The following is a 23,711-nucleotide window of genomic DNA, read 5'->3' on the forward strand; positions in this document are numbered from 1 at the left end:
ATTTATTTAATTGTTTTTTATTAAAAATGACTTAGTCGTTTCAATCAATCCACAAAAAGATTATCAATCTCAGGATTTCCGTAAATTGTTTAATATGATTTTTGCGAACTCTCCATAAAGTTTGCAATATTTAAAAAAAAATGCTTGTGAATAGTTTGAATTTATTTGCAACACAACTCGTAATACCCTAGAGATATGAAGGTTAAAGAACAACACAAAAATAATGATTCTTACATTAGATCACAAAAAAAAACCAATTAACTCTGTATCAGCATAAATGTCTAAAAAAGTTTAGTTAAAAAAAACAGCAATTCAATAGTCAATAAATTGACATTTATTAATTATAATTTACCTTTGCACAAACACAATTACAATGAATTATTTTTCTTCTGATTTTAAATTAGGAATATTAGGTGGAGGACAATTGGGCAAAATGCTGTTGTTTGACACACGAAAATTTGACATACAAACTTATATTTTAGATCCGAGTGACGAAGCTCCAAGTAAAATTGCCTGCAATAAATTCTTTCAGGGCGATTTGATGGATTATGAAACGGTTTACAATTTTGGAAAACAGGTTGATGTTTTGACTTTCGAAATTGAATTGGTTAATCTTGAAGCTTTAACGCAATTAGAAAACGAAGGCTTAAAAGTGTATCCTTCCCCAAAAACCCTAAAAGGAATTCAGAATAAAGGAATCCAAAAACAATTTTACGCAGATCATAATATTCCAACTGCACCTTTTGAAAGATTTGAGAGTCTCGAAAATCTAAAATCAGCAATCATTAATCAACAATCTACAATTAATTTACCTTTTGTGTGGAAATGTACTGAATTCGGTTATGATGGAAATGGTGTAAAAGTAATTCGTCAGGTTTCTGATTTAGACGGTTTACCAAATGTGGAATGTATTGCAGAAACAATGATTCCATTCAAAAATGAATTGGCAGTTATTGTTTGCAGAAATCCATCTGGCGAAATAAAAACCTATCCGGTTGTTGAAATGGAATTTCATCCAGAAGCCAACCAAGTTGAATATGTAATCTGTCCGGCAAGAATCGACGAAAAAGTTGCTGAAAAAGCCAGAGCAATTGCTTTGAATGTTTCAGAAAAATTTAATCACGTTGGTTTATTAGCAGTGGAAATGTTTCAAACTAACGATGATGAAATCTTAGTAAACGAAGTTGCTCCTCGCCCACACAATTCAGGACATTATTCTATTGAAGCAAGTTATACTTCGCAATTCGAAAATCATTTGCGCGCGATTCTGGATCTTCCGTTAGGAAACACTGACAGTAAAGTTGCCGGTATTATGGTCAATTTAGTTGGTGCCGAAGGTTTTTCAGGAGATGTAGTTTATGAAAACATCGAAACCATTTTAGGATGGAACGGCGTTACACCACATATTTACGGTAAAAAACAAACAAGACCTTTCAGAAAAATGGGTCACGTTACGATCGTAAATGAAGATATGGCCGAAGCCAGAAGAATTGCAGAGGAAGTTAAGAATACGATTCGAGTGATTTCTCAATAATTAAAAAATTTAAAGATTGAAAATTTAAAGATTAACATAGCAATTTTTAAATCTTTCAATCATTTAATCTTTAAATAAAACAAAATGAGCAAAGTAGCCATCATAATGGGAAGTATCTCTGACATGCCAGTCATGCAGGATGCTATCGACATATTAAAACAATTTAACATTGAAGTTGAAGTAGATATCGTTTCGGCACACAGAACGCCGGAAAAATTATTCGATTTCAGTAAAAATGCACATACACGCGGAATTTCGGTTATTATTGCCGGAGCTGGAGGTGCTGCGCATTTACCGGGAATGGTTGCTTCGATGTCGCCGCTTCCTGTAATTGGAGTTCCGGTAAAATCAAGCAATTCAATTGATGGCTGGGATTCAGTTTTATCTATTTTACAAATGCCGGGCGGAGTTCCTGTTGCAACTGTTGCTTTAAATGGAGCAAAAAATGCGGGAATTTTAGCAGCACAAATTATTGGAAGTCATGATAAAAAAGTACTTGATACTATTATCGCTTATAAAGAAGAATTGAAAGCTGCAGTTAATAAAGCAGCTGAAGGATTGAAAAAATAGAATTATTCCGCAGAGATACACAAAGATAAATTCAGAGATTAACGAAGATTTTTTTAATTTTATTATTAAAGAAAAAACTTTGTGAATCTCTGTGCTTTTTTAGCGAGTCTTTGCGAAAGAAAAATTTATGAGAATAGGATTCTTTATTCCGCAGAGTTACACAAAAATAAAACACAGAGATTCGCTAAATTTTTAATTTCATTATTAAAGAAAAAACTTCGTGAATCTCTGTGCTTTTTTAGCGAGTCTCTGTGAAACAAATTATTCTGAAATTAAGCTTCATCTTCAACTTCCTCCAAAACAGACTCAAATTCAGATGCTGTTACATCATCCTTATTTATCCAATTTTCTGAAGTAACCAGATTGTAATTAACATCATCTTCCGTTGTTAATTCCCAAATAATACTTTCAGCTTCAGGAAAAGGAATATTTTTAGACATTTGATCTTCGAATAATCTTTTAATAAGATTTCTGTCAGACAAACCATTATTCAACAACTTCAATATATTTTCAGCTGTTAACTTTTGTGTTTCTCCATTAGTTGGTGTCATAGAAAAATGAACAACAGACGCTTTTGCATTTGGAAATTTCCCATTGTACGCCTTAAAAAGCAATTGATTGACATGAAACAATCTGCCTTGCATGTGTATTTCCGGATATTCCTCACATACTTTATCTATCAACATATTGTTGGATATCTGCTCAATTTGTCCCGCACCTAGTTCATCTCCTAATTTATATTCTAAGACAATCTGTGCGGCTTCGTTAGGCTCATAATCTGAAATAGCCATCTCTAATAACTCTGGCAAACTACTTTTCTCTGCTGTAGCTCCGTCGGGAAAATTGAATTTTTGTAATAACACAACCAAATCTTCATCTGACCAATATCCTTCAACTTCATTCACCGTGTCTATATTCTTAATTACAACTTGATAATTCATATTTTGATTTTTTACAATTACGATTAGAATTTTATGATGCTAACCTATTTTGTCAATTTACGCTTTTAATATCCCATACAGCAATAAATAACATAACTCTAACACAATTTAAGAGGATTTTATGCCAAGAATAGAATTCTATAAGATGATTACATTTTTATAAATTACTATCTTTGGAATTCAAAAATTTGACTTCAATTAATAAAAAATAGTATACCATAATGAGTGTTTTACTTTCAAAATTTACCACCAAATATAACACCGCACCTTTTTCGCAAATTAAAATCGAAGATTACGTTCCTGCTTTTCAGGAAGGAATTGCTTTGGCTAAAGCCGAAATCGATGCCATCGTAAACAATCCGGATGCACCAACTTTTGAGAATACCGTTGTTGCAATGGATTTTGCCGGAGATGTTTTAGATCGTCTTTCTAGTATTTTCTTCAATTTGAATTCGGCTGAAACGAGTGACGAAATGCAAAAAATTGCTCAGGAAGTTTCGCCTTTACTTTCAGAATTCGGAAATGACATCACGTTGAACGCTGCTTTATTTGCTAAAATAAAAGCCGTTTACGAGCAAAAAGAAAAGCTGAATTTAAGTCCGGAACAAACTACCCTTTTAGATAAAAAATACAAAAGTTTCTCTAGAAACGGAGCGAATTTACCGGAAGATAAAAAAGATCAGTTACGTGAAATCGACAAAGAATTATCGAAGCTGAGTTTACAATTTGGCGAAAATGTTTTGGCAGAAACCAATGCTTTCGAATTGCATCTAACTGACGAAAAAGATTTGGCAGGATTGCCTGAAGGCACAATTGAAGCTGCAAGATTATTAGCCAAAAGCCAGGAAAAAGAAGGTTGGATTTTCACTTTAGATCATCCAAGTTATGTTCCGTTTTTAACGTATGCGGATAATCGTGAATTGCGTAAAAAAATGGCAATTGCGTTTGGTGCAAGATCATTTCAAAACAACGAATTTGACAATCAGGAAAATGTTCTTAAAATTGCCAAATTACGTTTTGAAAGAGCCAATTTATTAGGTTATAAAACACACGCTCATTTTGTTTTGGAAGAAAGAATGGCCGAAAGTCCGGAGAAAGTTTTCTCTTTCTTAAATGATCTATTGGCAAAAGCTAAACCGGCTGCCCAAAAAGAATTTGCAGAATTAACTGCTTTCGCAAAAGAACTAGACGGAATCGAACAATTGGAAAAATGGGATGGCGCTTATTATTCTGAAAAATTAAAACAACAGCTTTTTAATTTAGATGATGAAAAACTGAAACCTTATTTTCAGTTAGAAAAAGTTTTAGATGGAGCCTTTACAGTAGCTAACAAACTATTTGGTTTAACTTTTACTGAAGTTTTTGACATCGATAAATACCACGAAGAAGTGACGACTTATGAAGTAAGAGATTCAGAAAACAATTTAGTTTCGATTTTCTATGCTGATTTCTTCCCGAGAAAAGGAAAAAGAAACGGTGCATGGATGACTTCGTTCAAACATCAATCTATAAAAGACGGCGTTAACGAAAGACCGCATATTTCGAACGTTTGCAACTTTACAAAACCAACAGAAACAAAACCTTCGTTATTGACTTTTAATGAAGTTACGACTTTATTCCACGAGTTTGGTCACGGCTTACACGGAATGTTAGCCAACACAACGTATCCGAGTCTATCAGGAACTTCTGTTTTCTGGGATTTTGTAGAATTACCAAGTCAGATTATGGAAAACTGGTGTTACGAGCCGGAAGCTTTGGCTTTGTTTGCAAACCACTACGAAACCGGAGAAATTATTCCGATTGAATATGTACAGAAAATTAAAGAAAGTGCGAGTTTCCAAGAAGGATTGGCCACTTTACGCCAGTTAAGTTTTGGACTTTTAGATATGGCGTGGCACGGACAAGATCCGACAAACATTACGAATCTAAAAGCTTTCGAAACAGAACAATTTGCTAATACACAATTGTATCCTGATGTAAAAGAAAACGCAATGAGTACGGCTTTTTCACACATTTTTCAGGGAGGATATTCTTCCGGATATTACAGTTATAAATGGGCAGAAGTTTTAGACGCTGACGCTTTTGAATATTTCCAAGAAAAAGGAATTTTCAATAAAGAAGTAGCGACAAAATTTAAAGACAATGTACTTTCAAAAGGAGGAACAGAACATCCGATGATTTTGTACAAACGTTTTAGAGGTCAGGAACCAAAACCGGAAGCTTTGTTGAAGAGAGCGGGACTTCTTTAAGATTGTTAGACTATTAGATATTGGAAACCGAGGCAGATTTGCTTCGGTTTTTTAGTTTAAAACTTCCTCGTGATTTACAAGATAAGACAAAGCTTCTTTTACAACTTCGTTTAAATTCAATCCTCTTTTTGATGCTAAAAGGGCCGTTTTCTGATGTAATTCCTGAGAAACTCTCACGTTAAAAGAACCTTTAAAAACTTTGTCTGGAACTTTATTCAAAGTTTTACATGTTTCCAAATAATCCAAAACACTATCTTGAAAAGATTTTTCCAAATCAGTTACAGACGTTCCTTCAAAAGTTACTAAATCATTTATACCATGAATTTTCCCAAAAAAAATTTTATCTTCAGCTGAAAATTCTACTGTACCTATATACCCGTTATATTCTAAATAATTTTTCATTCTATAATTTTAAATAATCAATAATAATATCTAATTGATATCCTTTTAAAACCTTGTGAGGATGAGGTTCATGCAAACTTATAATTTGATTGTATTCATTCACAAATTTTCTTCTCGAACCTCCTGTCCTTCCTTGGGGAATTAGCTCATATCCAAAATAATTTAATATTTTTATTAGCTCATCCCAAGTAAAATCTTTTGGCTTGGTTTTTAGTTTTTCAATAAGCTTTTCAATCTTGCTCATACAAATTTATAATTTTTTATTTTTGCTTGCAACTAAATATTAGTTACAAAAATTAATTCGTTCGACAAAAGTAAGAAAAAACTTTAAATAAATAATTTTCAAAATAAACTTTCATTTATTTTTGAAAGTTTAAAAACTTTTACTTACATTTGATCTATGGAATTCAAGGAAGCAAAAAATAAGTTCGTACAAACATGGGGAGCATTAGGTTCTCAATGGGGAATTAATAAAACCATGGCGCAAATCCATGCTTTATTAATGGTCTCGAACGAAGCTGTTTCGATGGAAAACATTATGGATGAATTGCAGATTTCGCGCGGAAACGCAAGTATGAACCTGAGAGCTTTAATGGATTGGGGAATTGTCTATAAAGAATACAAAGCCGGAGAAAGAAGAGAGTTTTTTACAGCCGAAAAAGATTTAGATGAATTAGCTTCCAAAATTGCAAGAGAAAGAAGCAAAAGAGAAATCAAACCTGCCTTAAAAATATTAAAAGAAGTTTCGACTATTGAAGCAAATGAATCTTCTGCAGAAGAAAAACACTTTGTAGATCAAACTTCTAAACTATATGACTTTGTTTTAAAAGCAGATAATATGTTAGATAAAATGACAGAATTCAATGAAAACTGGTTAGGGCGCTTGGTTCTAAAAATCATGAAGTAAAAAAATTTAATTAAAACTTTCATTTTTTTCTGAAAGTTTAAAACAAACAATAACTATGAAAACTATAAAAATGCTAAACACTTTTGCAATTGCCCTGCCTTTTGCAATTCTTATAACTTATCCTGTTATCAAAGAAAATGCATTCCTGTTTGCCCTATTATCAACTATGCTTACTGGATTTCTGCAGTTTTCTATTGGAGTAAAAATGTTAGTTGATAACCCACAACGATTAAGTCTTCAAATTTATATGATCGGAGTTGTATTGTTCTTTCTCCTATGGCTAGTTAATCATTTGATTGATTACAATGACATTATAACATATTTATTATTTCCCAGTCCATTAATGCTGGCAATTTATCTTTCAATTATTATTTACAAAAAACAATAATTATGAATCTCAACATCATTGGGTATTTTATCTACCTCAGCATTACGGCATTCATTATTCTGAAAGTTGGAAAAATATGCTATAACAATGGAAATATTTATGTCGCAGAACTAATTCCGAATCATGCTGATATCTGTCAAAAAATAAATCAGGTTTTGCTTTTAGCATATTATCTTCTCAACATTGGATATTGTGCAATGACTTTAATTTCGTGGCAAAAAATTTCATCGTCAACACAACTGATTGAAACTATCGGAATAAAAACGGCTATCATCATTTTCATTATTTCGATATTACATTATCTCAATATCATTATTCTAACGAAATACATTCACAAATTAATTAAATAGCACTTTAAATTAAATATCATGGAAACTACAAAAATTTTAATCGGTTACAGCATTTATTTACCAATCGCTTTATTTCTTACTTATTATGTTTCTAAAACACTTTTCAAAAACGGAAAAATCTTTATGCTTGATATTTTCAGAGGAAGAGAAGAAATAGCGGCCGCAACTAATAAACTTTTCGAAACCGGATTTTATCTTTTAAATATTGGCTTTGCTTTAATGATTTTAAAATTGCAAATATACCAAGACAGTTATCAGGAATTAATTGAACGATTAAGCTACAAAATTGGAGGATTTTCTATTTATCTTGGCATCATGTTATTCTTCAATTTATATTTCTTCTTCAGAGGAAAAAGAAAAGCCAAAGAAGCTCAGGAAGAAGAACGATTAGTTTTTAAAGCGTAAATTCTCATAACAAAGCCCGGCAGGTTTTAAAAACCTGTCGGGTTTAATAAGAAGTGAGATTAAAAAATATAGTCAAATGAAAAAATTAATAATAGCAGCCGGAACAGGATTTTTAGGACAGGTTTTAGTAAACCATTTCAAAAATAAATTTGAAGAAATTGTAATTCTGACCCGAGGAAAATCGCAGACAATAGACGGAATTAAATATGTAAACTGGAATGCCAGAACTTTTTCTGGTTGGGAAAAAGAATTAGAAAATGCCACCGTTTTAATTAATTTTGCCGGAAAATCTGTAGATTGCCGTTATACTAAAGAAAACAAAAAAGAGATTCTGTTATCTCGAATTGAAAGCACAAAGATTTTAAATAAAGCCGTTTTAAACTGTCAAAATCCGCCGAAACATTGGCTGAATTCATCAACTTCAACTATTTATCGTTTTTCTTTAGATAAACAAATGGATGAAATTGATGGCGAAATTGGAAATGACCTTTCTATCAACGTCGCACTTTCATGGGAAAAAGCATTCTTTAAAACTGAAACTCCCAATACTTTAAAAACCGCTTTGCGAACATCAATTGTTTTAGGAAAAAATGGAGGTGCTTTTATTCCGTTAAAGACCTTAGCAAAAATTGGTTTTGGAGGAAAACAAGGAAAAGGAAATCAATTTATAAGTTGGATTCACGAAGAAGATTTTGCCAATGCTATTGATTTTATAATTGAAAAAGAAATCAACGGAGTAATTAATATTGTTTCTCCGGAACCAATTCGTAATTCTGATTTTATGAAAAAACTTCGAAAAGCAGTTGGTTTTCCTTTCGGAATTCCAATGAGCAGCTTTTTTCTTGAAATTGGATCTTTCTTTATTCGCACAGAAACTGAATTGGTTTTGAAAAGTAGAAATGTGATTCCGAAGCGACTTTTAGAAAATGGTTTTAAATTTAAGTTTGGAGCTATTAATGAGGCTTTTCAGAATTTATTAAAGTAAAAATCTTTCTCGAAAAATAACCACAACGATTGTCATTCCGACGGAGGAGGAATCCCCGCAAGTAGCTCGACAAAGATTAGATTTCCGTTGCGGAGTTACTTGCGGGGATTCCTCCTCCGTCGGAATGACAAAAATGCGCAGATTAATATTAAAAAGCAGAAAATAAATCATGACAACCATAAACCTAACAACAAAAATAAAAGCATCAAAACAACTCGTTTTTGACGCTTCAAGAAATATAGATATCCATCAAAAATCTGCAAGTAAATCAAATGAAAAAGCAATTGCGGGAGTAACTTCAGGATTAATCAATTTAAATGAAACGGTTACCTGGCGGGGAAAACATTTTCGTTTTTATTTGACTCACCAAAGCCGAATCACAACAATGAATTTGCACGATTATTTTGTAGATGAAATGGAACGTGGAAAATTCAAAACATTCAAACACGAACATTTTTTTGAAGAAGAAAATGGCTTCACAATTATGAAAGATAAAATACAATACGAAACTCCGTTTGGAATTTTCGGAAGATTATTTGATTTCTTATTTTTGAAAAAACATTTAATTCAATTTCTTTTAGAACGAAATAAAATTTTAAAAAAAGTTTCTGAAAACATTGGTAACGGAAATATTTAATTGAGTAACGTGAATTTTCTCGTTGTACGGTTTGCATGAGGGATAGGAGTAATCCGCCGCGGCGGAACGGATAGCCCGACACTATTTAAGAAAAGGCCTAATGAACTCAAAGTTGATTAGGCCTTTTCTTAAATAGTGGCACGCCCAAAATTAATTTAAAGAAACTCAATCATCAACCACCAAAAAACCGGAACACTCTCCACCCAGAAAGACGTATAATATTTAGAGCGATTTGGGTTTGCAAACAGAATAAATAACATGAGCATAATCACCATTATGAGATTGATGATCAAATCATGAAAATCAAATGACAATATCCCAACCACCCAAAACGGAACCAAAAGTGAAAAGCCTAAAACCTTAGTTTTCTTAACTCCAATAGTTTGTGGAACCGTTTGCAAATGCGGATCATCATTCGCCAGATCTAAAATTTCAAAGACTAATATCAGGACAAAAACCAATACAAAACGCTGAATACATTTGATAAAGAAATTTGCTGTAAACGGAATTTCGGCATTTATTAAAGGTAAAACCAGCGTCGCTCCCACCCAGCAAAGTGCTACAATATAAATTTTTACGCCTGCCCAGTTTCTGGCATTTTTTCGATTTGGGAAAAACGGCAAGGTATAAAGTGCTGTTATTAAAAATATTCCAACAGAAACAATTTGAGTAATTCGCTTTAAATGGAAAAAATAATAGCCCACTAAAACGAGTGAAATAAAACTCAAAAAGGCTATAATTTTTAACTGAACTCCTATCGGTTTCTTTTTAACCCGAACCAAAGCATCATATTTAACAAAATTATATCCTACAATTGTTCCAAAAAAAACGAACAAAGCCATTGCTTCATCATACTGAATATTAAACACATGAAACGTAACCCTGACCAAAGCGTAACACGATAAAGCCACATGAATACTGCTATTGAGGTAAAAATCTAATATCTGTTTTAAAAATTTCATAGCTCAAATCTAATCAATTGTTAACAAATCAACTCTTTGGTTATAAATTTCATAAAAATTGAAGTTAAAAATACCCATTAAATTATTAATAATACTTAATTTTGCGCGACAAAAAAACAACACATTTACTATAAAATGTAATAAACCTTTGTAATTCCTGATTAATTGGGAATTTACCGAGCTAATTACATTCACTTTAAAAAACTAGATAGCTACAAATGAGAACAGATGCTTTTGCTTTAAGACACATTGGCCCAAGAGAAACAGATCTTCCACACATGTTAAAAACCATTGGAGTGGAATCGATTGAACAACTTGTTTATGAAACCCTTCCGGATGACATTCGTTTAAAAGCACCTTTGAATTTAGATCCTGCAATGACAGAGTACGAATTCGCAAATCATATTCAGGAACTAGGAAAGAAAAATAAAGTATTCAAATCGTATATTGGTTTGGGTTATCATCCAACTATTGTTCCGGCTCCAATTCAAAGAAATATCTTCGAAAATCCAGGATGGTATACAGCTTACACACCTTATCAGGCAGAAATTGCTCAAGGTCGTTTAGAAGCTATTTTAAATTTCCAGACTACTGTTATTGAGTTATCAGGAATGGAAATTGCCAATGCCTCTTTATTAGATGAAGGTACAGCTGCAGCAGAAGCTATGGCTTTGCTTTTTGACGTTCGTACACGTGATCAAAAGAAAAACAATACAAACAAATTCTTCGTTTCTGAAGAAATTTTACCACAAACTTTATCAATATTACAAACACGTTCGACTCCTGTTGGAATTGAATTAGTTGTTGGAAACCACGAAACTTTTGATTTTTCAAATGAGTTCTTCGGAGCCATTTTACAATATCCTGGAAAATATGGTCAGGTAAACGATTATACTGCTTTTGTTGCTAAAGCAAAAGAAAATGAAATCAAGGTTGCTTTTGCTGCTGATATTTTATCGTTAGCGACTTTAACTTCTCCGGGAGAAATGGGAGCTGCTGTAGTTGTTGGAACAACTCAACGTTTTGGTGTACCAATGGGTTATGGTGGTCCTCACGCTGCTTTTTTTGCAACTAAAGATGAATACAAACGATCTATGCCAGGTCGTATTATCGGAGTTTCTATTGATGTAAATGGAAATCGCGCTTTACGTATGGCTTTAGGAACTCGTGAACAACATATTAAACGCGAAAAAGCAACTTCAAATATTTGTACTGCTCAGGTTTTATTAGCGGTTATGGCCGGAATGTATGCAGTTTACCACGGACCAAAAGGATTACAATATATTGCAGGAAAAGTTCACGCATCGGCAGTTACTACTGCTGAAGCTTTAAATAAATTAGGCGTTTACCAAACTAACACTGCTTACTTTGATACTATTTTAGTAAAAGCAGATGCTCAAAAAGTAAAAGCTGTAGCGGAGAAAAACGAAGTAAACTTCTTCTATGTTGATGCCGATACCATTTCTATCTCATTCAACGAAACAACTTCAATTGCCGATGTCAATCAAATTATCGCAATTTTTGCTGAGGCTTTAGGAAAAGAAACTTTCACTGTTTCTGAATTAACTGCTTCAAGTCAATTACCTGCTTCATTAGAAAGAACATCTTCTTTCTTAACGCATGATGTATTCAACAACCATCATTCAGAAAGTCAGTTAATGCGTTACATCAAAAAATTAGAGCGTAAAGACTTATCATTGAATCATTCGATGATTTCATTAGGTTCTTGTACAATGAAATTAAACGCAGCTTCAGAAATGTTGCCTTTATCAATGCCAAACTGGAACAGCATTCACCCGTTTGCACCAGTAGAGCAAGCGGAAGGTTATATCACGTTGCTTAAAAAATTAGAGGAGCAATTAAATGTAATTACTGGATTTGCCGGAACAACATTACAGCCTAACTCTGGAGCTCAGGGAGAATATGCAGGTTTAATGGCGATTCGTGCTTACCATTTATCAAGAAACGAAGGTCACCGTAATGTATGTTTAATTCCTTCATCAGCGCACGGAACAAATCCTGCTTCTGCAGCGATGGCTGGAATGAAAATCATCGTTACAAAAACAACTCCGGAAGGAAACATTGATGTAGAAGATTTAAGAGAAAAAGCTATTGAACATAAAGATGATTTATCTTGTTTAATGGTAACATATCCTTCTACTCACGGAGTTTTCGAATCTTCAATTATTGAAATCACAAAATTAATCCACGACAATGGCGGATTAGTATATATGGACGGTGCTAATATGAACGCGCAAGTTGGATTAACAAATCCTGCTACAATTGGCGCTGACGTTTGTCACTTAAACTTACACAAAACATTTGCTATTCCTCACGGAGGTGGTGGACCTGGAGTTGGACCAATCTGTGTGAACGAAAAACTAGTTCCATTTTTACCAACAAACCCAATCTTAAAAGTTGGTGGTAAACAAGCGATTACAGCTATTTCATCTGCACCTTACGGATCAGCTTTGGTATGTTTAATCTCTTACGGTTACATCACAATGATGGGTGCTGAAGGATTAAAAAGTGCTACAGAACATGCTATTTTAAATGCGAATTACATGAAAGCGCGTTTCGAAGGACACTACCCAATTCTTTATACAGGAGAATGCGGAAGAGCTGCTCACGAAATGATTTTAGACTGTCGTTCGTTTAAAGAAAACGGAATCGAAGTTGGTGATATCGCGAAACGTTTGATGGATTACGGTTTCCACGCACCAACAGTTTCTTTCCCGGTAGCAGGAACTTTAATGATCGAACCTACAGAATCTGAAGATTTAGCAGAATTAGATCGTTTTTGTGATGCTCTTATTTCAATCAGAAAAGAGATTGAAGCTGCAACAGCCGACGATAAAAACAACGTATTGAAAAATGCACCTCATACATTGGCAATGTTAACTACTGATAACTGGGCTTTCCCTTACTCTAGAGAAAAAGCAGCTTATCCATTAGAATACATTGCTGAAAATAAATTCTGGCCATCAGTTCGTCGTGTAGATGACGCATACGGTGACAGAAATTTAGTTTGCAGCTGCGCTCCTATCGAAGCTTACATGTAAAACTGAAATAAGTTTTCTATACTACATCAAAACCCGACAGGTCTCAAAACTTGTCGGGTTTTGTGCTTTAAATCCCAATTTTAAAATTCCAAATTCCAAATTCCAAAAATCTAAAATCTAAAATCTAAAATCTAAAATCTAAAAATCTAAAATTATCGGGGCGTGCCAGTATTTAAAAAAAGGCCTAATTAACTTTGCGCTTATGAGGCCTTTTCTTATCCCGAGACTTCGGGACTGTCGGGCTATCCATGCTACTTCGGTAGCTTACTCCTATCCCTCACGCGGAAGAAGCGACAGGTTTTAAAGAAGAATATCGTTTATATTTTCATCAAATACTCAAATGGTCTAATCAAAGAAAACAGTAAGTTTGTCATTCCGACGGAGGAGGAACCCCCGCAAGTAGCTCCGTTGCTAATAGCCAATCTTTGTCGAGTTTCTTGCGGGGATTCCTCCTCCGTCGGAATGACATACTTTACTTGTAAAATCATCCTTAAGTTTTTTTTGGGGCTGTTCCAGAGGAACAAAAGATATTGCAGGGATGTCCCGAAGCTTCGGGATCAATCTATTCTACGCATAGTAATTCGCCAATCCTTGTCGAGCTTCTCGCGGGGATTCCTCGTTCGTCGGAATGACATACTTTGTGAAATTCCCGCAATGCAAAAACTTGAAACTTGAAACCTGAAACAAAAAAAATCAAAGCAACTAATAATCTCAAACGTTTGAAATCTCGACAAAAATGAATTTTCATTAAAAAATAAACATTATTTTCCTTAAAAATTTATTATTTCATAATTATATGCGTGCATAGTATTTTTTATGATGGTTATCATTAATTTATTTATAATTTAGCAATAAATTTATTGGACAATCAAGGAAAATGAAAATAAAAATTATAGGTATCGGAAGTTATATTCCGCAAAAAGAAGTTAAAAATACGGATTTTGATAAACATGTTTTTTTAAATGAAGACGGTACTCCTTTTGTTTACCCGAACGAAGTTGTTATAAAAAAATTTAAAGGCATTACCGGAATCGAAAACCGCCGCTACGCCGAAACTCACCATAACGCCTCAGATTTAGCCTTTTTTGCTGCTGAAAAAGCAATTGAAAACGCTGGAATCGACCGTGAAACTTTAGATTACATCATTTTTGCCCACAACTTTGGAGATGTAAAATCCGGAACCCACCAAACTGATATTTTACCAAGTTTAGCAACTCGTGTAAAAAACAAACTGGCTATTAAAAACCCAAAATGTGTGGCTTACGACATTCTTTTCGGATGCCCAGGCTGGATCGAAGGTGTTCTTCAAGCCAATGCCTTCATCAAATCCGGAATGGCAAAAAGAGTTCTGGTAATCGGAGCAGAAACTTTATCAAGAGTAGTTGACGATCACGATCGTGACTCAATGATTTATTCTGATGGTGCAGGTGCGTCAATCTTAGAAGGTACAGAAGGCGAATCCGGATTATTATCGTACGAAAGCGCTACTTTCGCAAATGAAGAAGCTAATTTCCTTTACTTCGGAAAATCATACAATCAAGATTTGGATCCGGATATCAAATACATTAAAATGTACGGTCGTAAAATTTACGAGTTTGCATTAAGCCAGGTTCCATGTGCGATGAAAAGCTGTTTAGACAAAAGCGGTATCGGAATTGACGAAGTGAAGAAAATCTTAATTCATCAGGCAAACGAAAAAATGGATGAAGCGATTATCGAGCGTTTCTACAAATTATACGACAAGACTGCCCCTCAAGATATTATGCCAATGAGTATTCATGATTTAGGAAACAGCAGTGTTGCCACAGTTCCCACTTTATACGATTTGATTCTAAAAGGAAAAATCGAAGGTCACGAAATCAACAAAGGCGATGTTATCATTTTTGCTTCAGTTGGAGCCGGAATGAACGTTAACGCTTTTGTATACCGCCATTAATCCATAATTAATAAGTCCCATTGGGACGTTATATTTATAGAATACACGATTAAGTTTTAAAAAGCCCCATCGGGGCGGCATCTCTTAGTTTGCTAAAAAATATCGCTCCGATGGAGCTATAAAATTGGTACTCAAATTGGCTATAAATATTACGCTCTTCCAGAGCTATAATTAAATCACATAAAATCATACAAGTCCGCATTTAAAAACAACATTTTAAATGCGGACTTTTCATTTTTTCATTCAAATTAAAAAACGTAAAAAAGAAGTAATCTTTGTATATTTGCGACCTAATATAAAATCAAGAACGAGAGATTGCCTCGTTCCTCGAAATAGCTATGTACGAAAAAACGTTTCCAAATAAAAGATTCAAACTTACCTTAGAATTTTTACAAAAACACATTAAAACTTCTGAAACTATTCTTGATTTAGGAGTTGAAAATCCTTTTTCAAAAATTATGAAAGAGGCTGGTTATTCAGTAAAAAATACCACTGGCGAAGATTTAGACTTAGACCAGAATGTTCTTAAGTCTGATGATCAAGATGTCGTAACTGCTTTCGAAATATTCGAACATTTATTAAATCCGTTTACGATTTTAAACGAAATTAAATCAGGCAAACTTTTAATTTCAATTCCAATGCGTTTATGGTTTTCACCGGCATATCGTTCTAAAACTGATATGTGGGACAGACATTACCACGAATTTGAAGATTGGCAATTAGACTGGCTTTTAGAAAAAACAGGCTGGAAAATTATCGACAGACAAAAATGGACAAACCCGGTTAAAAAGTTTGGATTACGTCCTTTTTTAAGAAGTTTTACCAACCGTTATTATATTGTCTACGCGGAAAAAGCCTAAAGGCAAATTCCAAAAAAAATAAATTCCAAATTCCAATTATTTGGAAAATCTCAAAAAACAAATTCCAAATTCCAATTTAAACCCTATCGGTAAAAATTGGAATTTGGGATTTTAAAAGATTCGAATTTCTTTTAAATAATTGGAATTTAAATTAAAAATCATGAAGTACTATATTGTTATACCGGCTCACAACGAACAGGATTTAATTGGCCTGACTTTACAATCTTTAGTTTCGCAAACTGTTTTGCCTTCAAAAATTGTGGTTGTAAATGACAATTCTACGGATAAAACTGAAGACGTCGTGTTGAGTTTTGCTAAAGACAATCCGTATATTTCTGTTGTAAACAAAACTTCAGACGCGATTCATATGCCGGGAAGCAAAGTAATTCAGGCTTTTCAGAAAGGTTTTGAAACTTTAGATGCTGATTACGATATTATGGTTAAAATTGACGGCGATTTAATTTTCCCTCCAAACTATTTCGAAACGATTATCAAACATTTTCAAGCCGATCCAAAAGTCGGAATGGCAGGAGGATTTTGTTATATCGAAAAAAATGGTGATTGGGTTTTAGAAAACTTAACCGATAAAGACCATATTCGTGGTGCATTAAAAGCTTACCGTGCCGAAACTTTCAAGCAAATTGGAGGATTAAAACCTGCCATGGGCTGGGACACCGTTGACGAATTACTCTGTAAATATTACGACTGGAAAATAGTTACAGACGAATCGTTACACGTAAAACACCTTAAACCAACTGGTGCAAATTACAACAAAACAGCACGTTACAAACAAGGAGAAGCTTTTTACACCTTAGGTTACGGTTTCTGGATTACAGCAATTGCTTCGGCAAAACTTGCCATGATGAAGAAAAAACCTTTTTTGTTTTTAGATTATATCAGAGGATTCTGGAAAGCTAAAAAAGCAAAAACACCTTTGTTAGTTACACCTGAACAAGCGAAATTCATTAGAAATTATCGTTTTCAGAAAATGAAAGAAAAGTTAATTTGATTCGGAAAACAGCCGAAAATCAATAACTCATAACCCAAAACTCATAACTTCTTTTTACCTTAGCCAATATTTCAAAAATTATGATGCTAATTCGTTATTTATCTCAAATAGGAAGATATTTTTTAATGTTGAAAGAAATTTTCAATAAACAGACAAAATGGTCTGTTATGAAAAAATTAATTTTCAAAGAAATCGATGATTTAATAATCGACTCTCTTGGCATCGTTTGCTTTATCTCTTTTTTTATCGGAGGAGTTGTAGCCATTCAAACAGCACTTAACTTAACAAATCCTTTAATTCCAAAATATTTAATTGGTTTTGCTACACGTCAATCTGTAATCCTGGAGTTTGCCCCTACTTTTATTTCGGTAATTATGGCCGGAAAAATGGGATCTTACATCACTTCAAGTATTGGAACAATGCGCGTTACAGAACAAATTGATGCTTTAGAAGTTATGGGTGTTAATTCATTAAACTATCTTGTTTTCCCAAAAATAGTAGCCTTATTAATGTATCCTTTTGTCATCGGGATTAGTATGTTTTTGGGCGTTTTTGGCGGATGGCTTGCTTGTGCATATGGTGGGTTTTCGACTAGCCAGGATTTTATTCAGGGTGCCCAAATGGATTTTATTCCTTTTCATATTACATACGCTTTCATCAAAACTTTAATTTTCGCAATGTTATTGGCAACGATTCCATCTTTTCACGGATATTATATGAAAGGTGGCGCACTTGAAGTGGGTAAAGCAAGTACAGTATCATTTGTGTGGACATCTGTTTGTATTATTCTTTTTAATTATATATTAACTCAATTATTATTAGGATAATGATCGAAGTAAAAAACTTAGAAAAATCATTTGGCGACAGTAAAGTTTTAAAAGGCGTTTCGACCGTTTTTGAAACTGGAAAAACCAATTTGATTATTGGACAAAGTGGATCTGGAAAAACAGTTTTATTAAAAAGTCTATTAGGAATTCATACTCCTGATTCAGGAACTATTGAATTTGACGGACGCGTTTATTCTGATTTAAATCCGGATGAAAAAAGAGAACTACGAACTGAAATCGGAATGGTGTTTCAGGGAAGTGCTTTATTCGATTCAATGACTGTTGAAGAAAATGTGGCTTTTCCTTTAAAAATGTTTACCAACGACAATAGAGCCAAAATTAAAGAACGTGTTGACTTTGTTCTGGAAAGAGTAAACTTAGTTGATGCGCATAAAAAACTGCCTTCAGAAATCTCTGGAGGAATGCAAAAACGTGTGGCTATTGCCCGTGCTATTGTAAATAATCCCAAGTATTTGTTTTGTGATGAACCTAACTCTGGTTTAGACCCAAATACTTCTACCCTAATAGATAACCTGATTAAGGAAATTACGGAAGAATATAATATTACGACTGTAATCAATACTCACGATATGAATTCGGTAATGGAAATTGGTGAGAATATTGTATTTCTAAAAAAAGGTGTAAAAGCCTGGCAGGGAACTAAAGAGGAAATCTTTAGAACTGATAACAAAGACATCGTTAAATTTGTTTACTCTTCAAATCTGTTTAAAAAAGTAAGAGAAGCTTATTTGAAAGGCTAGAAGCTTTTTAAATTCCAATAAAAGAATTCCAAATTCCAAACTGCAAAGGTTGGTATTTGGAATTTACTTTTTATGTTTTTTTAAAGTTGGAATTTGGAGTTTTTAAAAGATTGGAATTTCCTTTTATTAGAATTTCTCATTAATATTAATCAATTCCACTTCAGCATTTGGATTAAAAAGATAGGTTTTGCCGGAACTTATTTCGATACATTCGAAACGTTTTGTTCGGACGGCCAATTTCTTAAATATTTTGCCATTTTTAATTCTGAAAACACTTCCGTATGGAATCTCAAAGACGTAGTTTTTATCGTTTTGCGCATCGTATTGCTTCAGCGCTAAGGACAAAGTCGTATCAGTATCGCTACTTGCAGATGGATTCTTAAAATGTCTCGCTAATAATGGAAGTAGCTGCCCGGGGAAAATCTCAGGTCTGATAAACGGAACCATCAAACGTTGAAAAGTAAATTTCCATTCATCTCCATGCGGTTTTATGTTTCGTCCAAACTTTTCAAAAGCAACCAAATGTGCAATCTCATGAATTAAAGTCATCAAAAACCGATACTTATTTAAACTTGCATTTACCGTAATTTCATGCTTACCAGTATGCCCACGCCTGTAATCGCCATGGCGCGTCTGGCGCTCATTGACGATTTTAAGATGAACCTGATTGGCAACAATCAAATCAAAAACAGGCTTTACAGCATGTTCAGGTATATATTTAGCTAATGTATCGCTCAAGATAATTATTAATTAAGGGTTTGTAGAAGATACCTCTAATACTTTTCCATTAAAATATTTATTCCCATTCAAAGTAAAATCATAAATATAAGTCGCCATTCCTTCAGCTGAAATTGGTGCCTGATAACCCGGGAACGCTTCATTTAACATCTCTGTCTGAACAGAACCTAATGCCAGAACGTTAAATGATATTCCTTTTTCTTTATATTCTTCTGCAAGTAATTCAGTCAATGTAATAACAGCTCCTTTACTTGAACTGTAAGCCGCCAATCCAGCAAATTTAAGACTTCCTCTTACGCCGCCAATCGAACTGATTGTTACAACATGACTCCCTTTTTGAAGATATGGCAAACAAATTCTGGTAAGATTCGCAACAGCAAAAACATTCACTTTATAAATACTTTCAAAATCGGCCTGAGTAGTTTCTGCAAAAGGTTTCAACAATAACGCACCGGCATTATGCACTACTGCATCAACTTTTTTCCATGTTGATGAAAGAAAATCACTTACAACATCCAAACTACTTTCATCTGCCAAATCAACTGAGAGGCAAGTCACATTTCGATGTTCTAAAAGTGCCTGAGGTATTTTTCTTGAAATAGCCAAAACCTGATGACCGGCATTTGCGAATTGCAAAGCCAATTCATATCCGATTCCTCTACTCGTTCCTGTAACAATAATATTTTTCATGACGCAAAAATAAGCAAATCCAATAAAAAGAAAGATTATTATTTCATCGTAATTTCTTCAGTCGGCGTCGATGAAATTTGCGTTACAGCCGGCAATAATTCTTGAATAAATGAAGTCATATGTGGAATATCCATTACTTTAAATTCGTCAGAAACATGATGATAGAAATCATAATTTTCAAAATCAAAAGTACTTATAGACTGGCAAGGCTTTTTGAAGGCTTCGTAAAAAGAATAATTATCAGATCTGTAGAATAATTTATATTCGGCTTCTTTAGGTAAAAACCCAATAGTGTTTTTACCTGTATACTCATTAATTTTCTCAGCCATATTCGACTTATCAAAACCTGTTACGTAGGCCAGAAAATCTCTTTTCATTGGCACACCAACCATTTCAATATTCAATTGGGTATATAAATTGAAATTAAGCTTTTGAAGTTTCGGAACTAAACTTTTAGAACCTAATAAACCTTTTTCTTCTCCGGCAAAAAACACAAAAAGAATACTGCGTTTGTTCGATTTAGTTTCGGCAAAATATTTTGCCATTTGTGCCACAACCGTAACACCAGAAGCATCATCATTGGCTCCATTAAAAATAACGTCAGGCTGTTCTTTTTTTTCTAAACCAATATGATCATAATGCGCACTTAAAACAACAAACTCCTTTTTAAGATCCGGATCTGTTCCTTCTAATACACCAACAATGTTATAAGCTGATGTTTTGAAATTAGTAAGTGTATCGCGATAGGATTTAAAATAAGGTTTTACATGATTCTTCTTGAAAAAATCTTCTAAAAAAACAGCCGCTTTTTCAATGCCTTTACTTCCTGTATCCCTACCTTCTAATTCATCAGAAGAAAGATACTTCAGAAAATCGGAAACTTCAGATTGCTCTACCTTATAACTAATCGATACTGTTTTTTCTGGTGACGAAGCATTCTTATTGTTTACTGGCGAAGTATTCGATTTGCAAGCCAATAAAAAAAATGGAAGGAGAAAATAAAGTTTTTTCATAAGAATAGAATTGCGTTAATAATCTTCAAGAAGTAAATGATTGATTTAAAGCATAAACCTCTGAAAAGTAAAAAAAATAATCGTAAAAAAACCCTTTCAAAGCTAAAAAAGCTGAAAGGGTTTTAATTATAAAAACAGCATAATAATTATCCTGCAATAACTGATCTAGAAATTACAATCTTCTGAATTTCAGATGTTCCTTCATAAATTTGAGTAATTTTTGCATCACGCATGAAACGTTCTACATGATATTCTTTTACGTAACCGTTACCACCGTGAATCTGAACAGCCTCAACTGCAGTATCCATGGCAACTTGCGAAGCAAATAATTTCGCCATTGCCCCACTTACGTCGTAATTTTTACCCTGATCTTTATCCCAAGCTGCTTTCATACATAAATGACGAGCTGCTTCGATATTCACAGCCATATCTGCCAATTTAAAAGCGATAGCCTGATGATTGCATATTTCTGTTCCGAAAGCTTTACGTTCTCTCGAATATTTCAAAGCCAATTCATAAGCTCCGGAAGCAATTCCTAAAGCCTGAGAAGCAATTCCGATACGGCCGCCTGCAAGAGTTTTCATCGCAAATTTAAATCCGAAACCATCTTCTCCAATTCTGTTTTCTTTTGGAACTTTTACATCACTAAACATCAAAGAGTGCGTATCAGAACCACGGATTCCCATTTTTTGTTCTTTTGGCCCGATCGAAAACCCTGGCATATCTTTAGTCATAATCAAAGCATTAATTCCTTTATGCTTTTTTTCCGGATGCGTTTGCGCAATTACCAAATAAACAGAAGCCGTGTTACCATTTGTAATCCAGTTTTTTGTTCCGTTTACCAAATAATGGTCACCCATATCAATCGCTGTTGTTTTTTGTGAAGTTGCATCACTTCCCGCCTCAGGCTCGCTTAAACAAAAAGCACCGTGAATTTCTCCTGAAGCCAGACCTGGTAAATATTTTTGTTTTTGTTCTTCGGTCCCGTACTCTTGTAAACCCCAACAAACTAAAGAGTTATTTACAGACATTACTACAGAAGCAGATGCGTCAATTTTTGAGATTTCTTCCATAGCAATTACATATGAAATAGCATCTAATCCACTTCCTCCATATTTCGGATCAACCATCATTCCCATAAATCCAAGTTGTCCCATTTTTTTTACTTGTTCGGTCGGAAAAATTTGTTTTTCGTCACGTTCAATAACACCTGGCAACAATTCGTTTTGTGCAAAATCTCGGGCGGCTTGTTGAATCATTAAATGCTCTTCAGTAAGATTGAAATCCATAGTAGTAATTTATTTTATTGTTTTTTTGAAACCAAAATGCAGGCATTTTAGTCAAGTCAGTGGTTTATTTTGTTTTTCCTTGCCTTTTTTTGTTGAAAATGGCTTTCAAAGATAAATTTTAAATGGCAAATTAACAATGCATGCATATAAAATTAATAGATCAGCAATAATTACGATAACGTTTTCGTAATAATATTGAAATTTAAGGCAAGAGACAACAACTTAGCAATGATTTCTCTAAAATTTAAGAATAAAATTGCAGATAAAAACAGCACAAATCAAAAGTTTGTGAGAATTATTGCTTCATAAATTCTGAAAACAGCTACACAACCCGGTAAAACTACGTAAAACAACTCTTACTAAATTGATTATTAATCTCATACGGTGAAAATATCACAAAATTTGATTAAAAAAACACCTTGAAAAACACCTGAATATTGAGAAATTAACATTATTTTTGGCTAAAAATTATAATATTGACAGCTTATGAAAAAGATTTTATTTGTACTTACAATGCTTTTAAGTTTACAATTTTCTACAGTCTCAGCCCAAACTCAATTAGAAGTAAATGGCGTAACTGTTCCCAGAAAAATTGAATTTCAAAAAAAAACGTTACAATTAAATGGTGCCGGTGGCAGATCAAAAATGTGGTTAGAAGTTTACGTTCAGGCCTTGTATTTATCACAATTAAGCCAGGACCCAAAATTTATTATTGATAGTGACACAGAGATGGCAATTCGTATCGAAATTACTTCATCTATGGTTTCTTCAAATAAATTGACCAAAGCAATGAATACTGGTTTTGAAAAATCTGCAGGAAGTAATCTTGAGGAACTACGTCCCAGAATCGAGCAATTTAAATCGTTATTAAGTGATGCCATTACAGAAAAAGATGTTTTTATTCTGGCATACAACCCGCTTGATCAAACTATTAATGTGATTAAAAATGATGTTGTAAAAGGAAAAATCCCAGGATTTGATTTCAAAAAAGCATTATTCGGAATCTGGCTTTCAGATAAACCAGTTGACGATACTTTAAAAAAGCATTTATTAGGAATATAATCTCCTGATTTCTTAAAAATCTCAAAGCCGAAAACGTTATGTTTTCGGCTTTATTTTTTTTCTTTAAATAAAATTGCTGAAAAATACATTATTCGCATTATTCTATTTTATACTTTTACACAAAATAAACATAT

The 23,711-nt window shown here is 33.6% G+C and carries 24 protein-coding genes; 16 read left to right on the top strand and 8 right to left on the bottom strand.

Features of this window, described 5'->3' with window-relative positions; translation table 11 throughout:
* Nucleotides 1-373: 373 nt before the first annotated feature.
* The gene (locus J2X17_RS15920; RefSeq protein WP_310300093.1) at nt 374-1,534 is read left to right on the top strand and encodes a 5-(carboxyamino)imidazole ribonucleotide synthase; all 1,161 of its coding nucleotides are present in this window, start codon (nt 374-376) and stop codon (nt 1,532-1,534) included.
* An 84-nt stretch (nt 1,535-1,618) separates the two neighbouring features.
* Nucleotides 1,619-2,104, top strand: coding sequence for a 5-(carboxyamino)imidazole ribonucleotide mutase (gene purE / locus J2X17_RS15925; protein ID WP_039117314.1), 486 nt, complete (start codon nt 1,619-1,621; stop codon nt 2,102-2,104).
* Nucleotides 2,105-2,376: 272 nt separating this feature from the next.
* On the opposite strand, the gene J2X17_RS15930 is transcribed toward purE, so the two are convergent.
* The gene (locus tag J2X17_RS15930; protein WP_310300098.1) at nt 2,377-3,045 is read right to left on the bottom strand and encodes a hypothetical protein; all 669 of its coding nucleotides are present in this window, start codon (nt 3,043-3,045) and stop codon (nt 2,377-2,379) included.
* Between the two features lie 221 nt (nt 3,046-3,266).
* Between J2X17_RS15930 and J2X17_RS15935 the strand changes: the two genes are divergently transcribed.
* Nucleotides 3,267-5,294, top strand: coding sequence for a M3 family metallopeptidase (locus tag J2X17_RS15935; protein WP_310300101.1), 2,028 nt, complete (start codon nt 3,267-3,269; stop codon nt 5,292-5,294).
* A 51-nt stretch (nt 5,295-5,345) separates the two neighbouring features.
* On the opposite strand, the gene J2X17_RS15940 is transcribed toward J2X17_RS15935, so the two are convergent.
* Together J2X17_RS15940 and J2X17_RS15945 are read right to left on the bottom strand one after the other, a co-directional pair.
* Nucleotides 5,346-5,696: a type II toxin-antitoxin system HicB family antitoxin gene (locus J2X17_RS15940; RefSeq protein WP_310300104.1), complete on the bottom strand. Its 351-nt coding sequence runs from the start codon at nt 5,694-5,696 to the stop codon at nt 5,346-5,348.
* A 1-nt stretch (nt 5,697) separates the two neighbouring features.
* Nucleotides 5,698-5,940: a type II toxin-antitoxin system HicA family toxin gene (locus J2X17_RS15945; RefSeq protein ID WP_310300107.1), complete on the bottom strand. Its 243-nt coding sequence runs from the start codon at nt 5,938-5,940 to the stop codon at nt 5,698-5,700.
* Between the two features lie 156 nt (nt 5,941-6,096).
* On the opposite strand from J2X17_RS15945, the gene J2X17_RS15950 reads away from it, so the two are divergent.
* The 6 genes from J2X17_RS15950 to J2X17_RS15975 all read left to right on the top strand — a co-directional run bounded on the left by J2X17_RS15950 (nt 6,097) and on the right by J2X17_RS15975 (nt 9,368).
* On the top strand, nt 6,097-6,603 hold the full coding sequence (locus J2X17_RS15950) for a GbsR/MarR family transcriptional regulator (protein ID WP_310300108.1): 507 nt from the start codon (nt 6,097-6,099) through the stop codon (nt 6,601-6,603).
* Nucleotides 6,604-6,658: 55 nt separating this feature from the next.
* A complete protein-coding gene (locus J2X17_RS15955) occupies nt 6,659-6,991 on the top strand; it encodes a hypothetical protein (protein ID WP_310300109.1) in 333 nt (110 codons plus the stop codon).
* A gap of 2 nt (nt 6,992-6,993) precedes the next feature.
* Nucleotides 6,994-7,341, top strand: a complete 348-nt coding sequence (locus J2X17_RS15960) for a hypothetical protein (protein WP_310300110.1) — start codon at nt 6,994-6,996, stop codon at nt 7,339-7,341.
* A gap of 18 nt (nt 7,342-7,359) precedes the next feature.
* Nucleotides 7,360-7,746: a hypothetical protein gene (locus tag J2X17_RS15965; RefSeq protein WP_310300112.1), complete on the top strand. Its 387-nt coding sequence runs from the start codon at nt 7,360-7,362 to the stop codon at nt 7,744-7,746.
* A 76-nt stretch (nt 7,747-7,822) separates the two neighbouring features.
* On the top strand, nt 7,823-8,731 hold the full coding sequence (locus J2X17_RS15970; RefSeq protein ID WP_310300114.1) for a TIGR01777 family oxidoreductase: 909 nt from the start codon (nt 7,823-7,825) through the stop codon (nt 8,729-8,731).
* Between the two features lie 169 nt (nt 8,732-8,900).
* Nucleotides 8,901-9,368, top strand: coding sequence for an SRPBCC family protein (locus tag J2X17_RS15975; RefSeq protein WP_310300116.1), 468 nt, complete (start codon nt 8,901-8,903; stop codon nt 9,366-9,368).
* 155 nt (nt 9,369-9,523) lie between these two features.
* Here J2X17_RS15975 and J2X17_RS15980 read toward each other — a convergent pair whose 3' ends face one another.
* Complete coding sequence (locus J2X17_RS15980; protein ID WP_310300119.1) at nt 9,524-10,330, bottom strand: hypothetical protein; 807 nt, start codon at nt 10,328-10,330, stop codon at nt 9,524-9,526.
* A 218-nt stretch (nt 10,331-10,548) separates the two neighbouring features.
* On the opposite strand from J2X17_RS15980, the gene gcvP reads away from it, so the two are divergent.
* The 6 genes from gcvP to J2X17_RS16010 all read left to right on the top strand — a co-directional run bounded on the left by gcvP (nt 10,549) and on the right by J2X17_RS16010 (nt 18,785).
* Nucleotides 10,549-13,392, top strand: coding sequence for an aminomethyl-transferring glycine dehydrogenase (gcvP, locus tag J2X17_RS15985; protein WP_310300121.1), 2,844 nt, complete (start codon nt 10,549-10,551; stop codon nt 13,390-13,392).
* 877 nt (nt 13,393-14,269) lie between these two features.
* Nucleotides 14,270-15,328: a 3-oxoacyl-ACP synthase III family protein gene (locus J2X17_RS15990; RefSeq protein WP_310300124.1), complete on the top strand. Its 1,059-nt coding sequence runs from the start codon at nt 14,270-14,272 to the stop codon at nt 15,326-15,328.
* Between the two features lie 338 nt (nt 15,329-15,666).
* Entirely contained in the window at nt 15,667-16,188 is a 522-nt protein-coding gene (locus tag J2X17_RS15995) for a class I SAM-dependent methyltransferase (protein WP_310300126.1), read from the top strand.
* A 160-nt stretch (nt 16,189-16,348) separates the two neighbouring features.
* Nucleotides 16,349-17,197 carry a glycosyltransferase family 2 protein gene (locus J2X17_RS16000; RefSeq protein ID WP_310300130.1) on the top strand — a complete coding sequence of 283 codons (849 nt, stop codon included), beginning with the start codon at nt 16,349-16,351 and terminating at the stop codon, nt 17,195-17,197.
* Between the two features lie 80 nt (nt 17,198-17,277).
* Complete coding sequence (locus J2X17_RS16005) at nt 17,278-18,024, top strand: MlaE family ABC transporter permease (protein ID WP_310300133.1); 747 nt, start codon at nt 17,278-17,280, stop codon at nt 18,022-18,024.
* Nucleotides 18,024-18,785: an ABC transporter ATP-binding protein gene (locus tag J2X17_RS16010; RefSeq protein ID WP_310300135.1), complete on the top strand. Its 762-nt coding sequence runs from the start codon at nt 18,024-18,026 to the stop codon at nt 18,783-18,785. The genes J2X17_RS16005 and J2X17_RS16010 overlap by 1 nt, the downstream gene beginning before the upstream one ends.
* A gap of 126 nt (nt 18,786-18,911) precedes the next feature.
* Here the strand turns inward: J2X17_RS16010 and J2X17_RS16015 are convergent, their stop codons facing one another.
* From J2X17_RS16015 to J2X17_RS16030, 4 genes are all read right to left on the bottom strand, one after another.
* Nucleotides 18,912-19,523, bottom strand: a complete 612-nt coding sequence (locus J2X17_RS16015) for a SprT-like domain-containing protein (protein ID WP_310300138.1) — start codon at nt 19,521-19,523, stop codon at nt 18,912-18,914.
* Nucleotides 19,524-19,535: 12 nt separating this feature from the next.
* Nucleotides 19,536-20,213 carry an SDR family NAD(P)-dependent oxidoreductase gene (locus J2X17_RS16020; protein WP_310300142.1) on the bottom strand — a complete coding sequence of 226 codons (678 nt, stop codon included), beginning with the start codon at nt 20,211-20,213 and terminating at the stop codon, nt 19,536-19,538.
* Between the two features lie 38 nt (nt 20,214-20,251).
* On the bottom strand, nt 20,252-21,226 hold the full coding sequence (locus J2X17_RS16025; RefSeq protein ID WP_310300145.1) for a M28 family peptidase: 975 nt from the start codon (nt 21,224-21,226) through the stop codon (nt 20,252-20,254).
* Nucleotides 21,227-21,372: 146 nt separating this feature from the next.
* Entirely contained in the window at nt 21,373-22,515 is a 1,143-nt protein-coding gene (locus J2X17_RS16030; protein WP_310300148.1) for an acyl-CoA dehydrogenase, read from the bottom strand.
* 486 nt (nt 22,516-23,001) lie between these two features.
* Here J2X17_RS16030 and J2X17_RS16035 point away from each other — a divergent pair, with 486 nt between their 5' ends.
* On the top strand, nt 23,002-23,577 hold the full coding sequence (locus J2X17_RS16035; RefSeq protein WP_310300151.1) for a chalcone isomerase family protein: 576 nt from the start codon (nt 23,002-23,004) through the stop codon (nt 23,575-23,577).
* Nucleotides 23,578-23,711: the final 134 nt, after the last annotated feature.

The sequence above is a fragment of the Flavobacterium aquidurense genome (assembly GCF_031458035.1).
GTDB classification, from domain to species: Bacteria; Bacteroidota; Bacteroidia; order Flavobacteriales; family Flavobacteriaceae; genus Flavobacterium; species Flavobacterium aquidurense_C.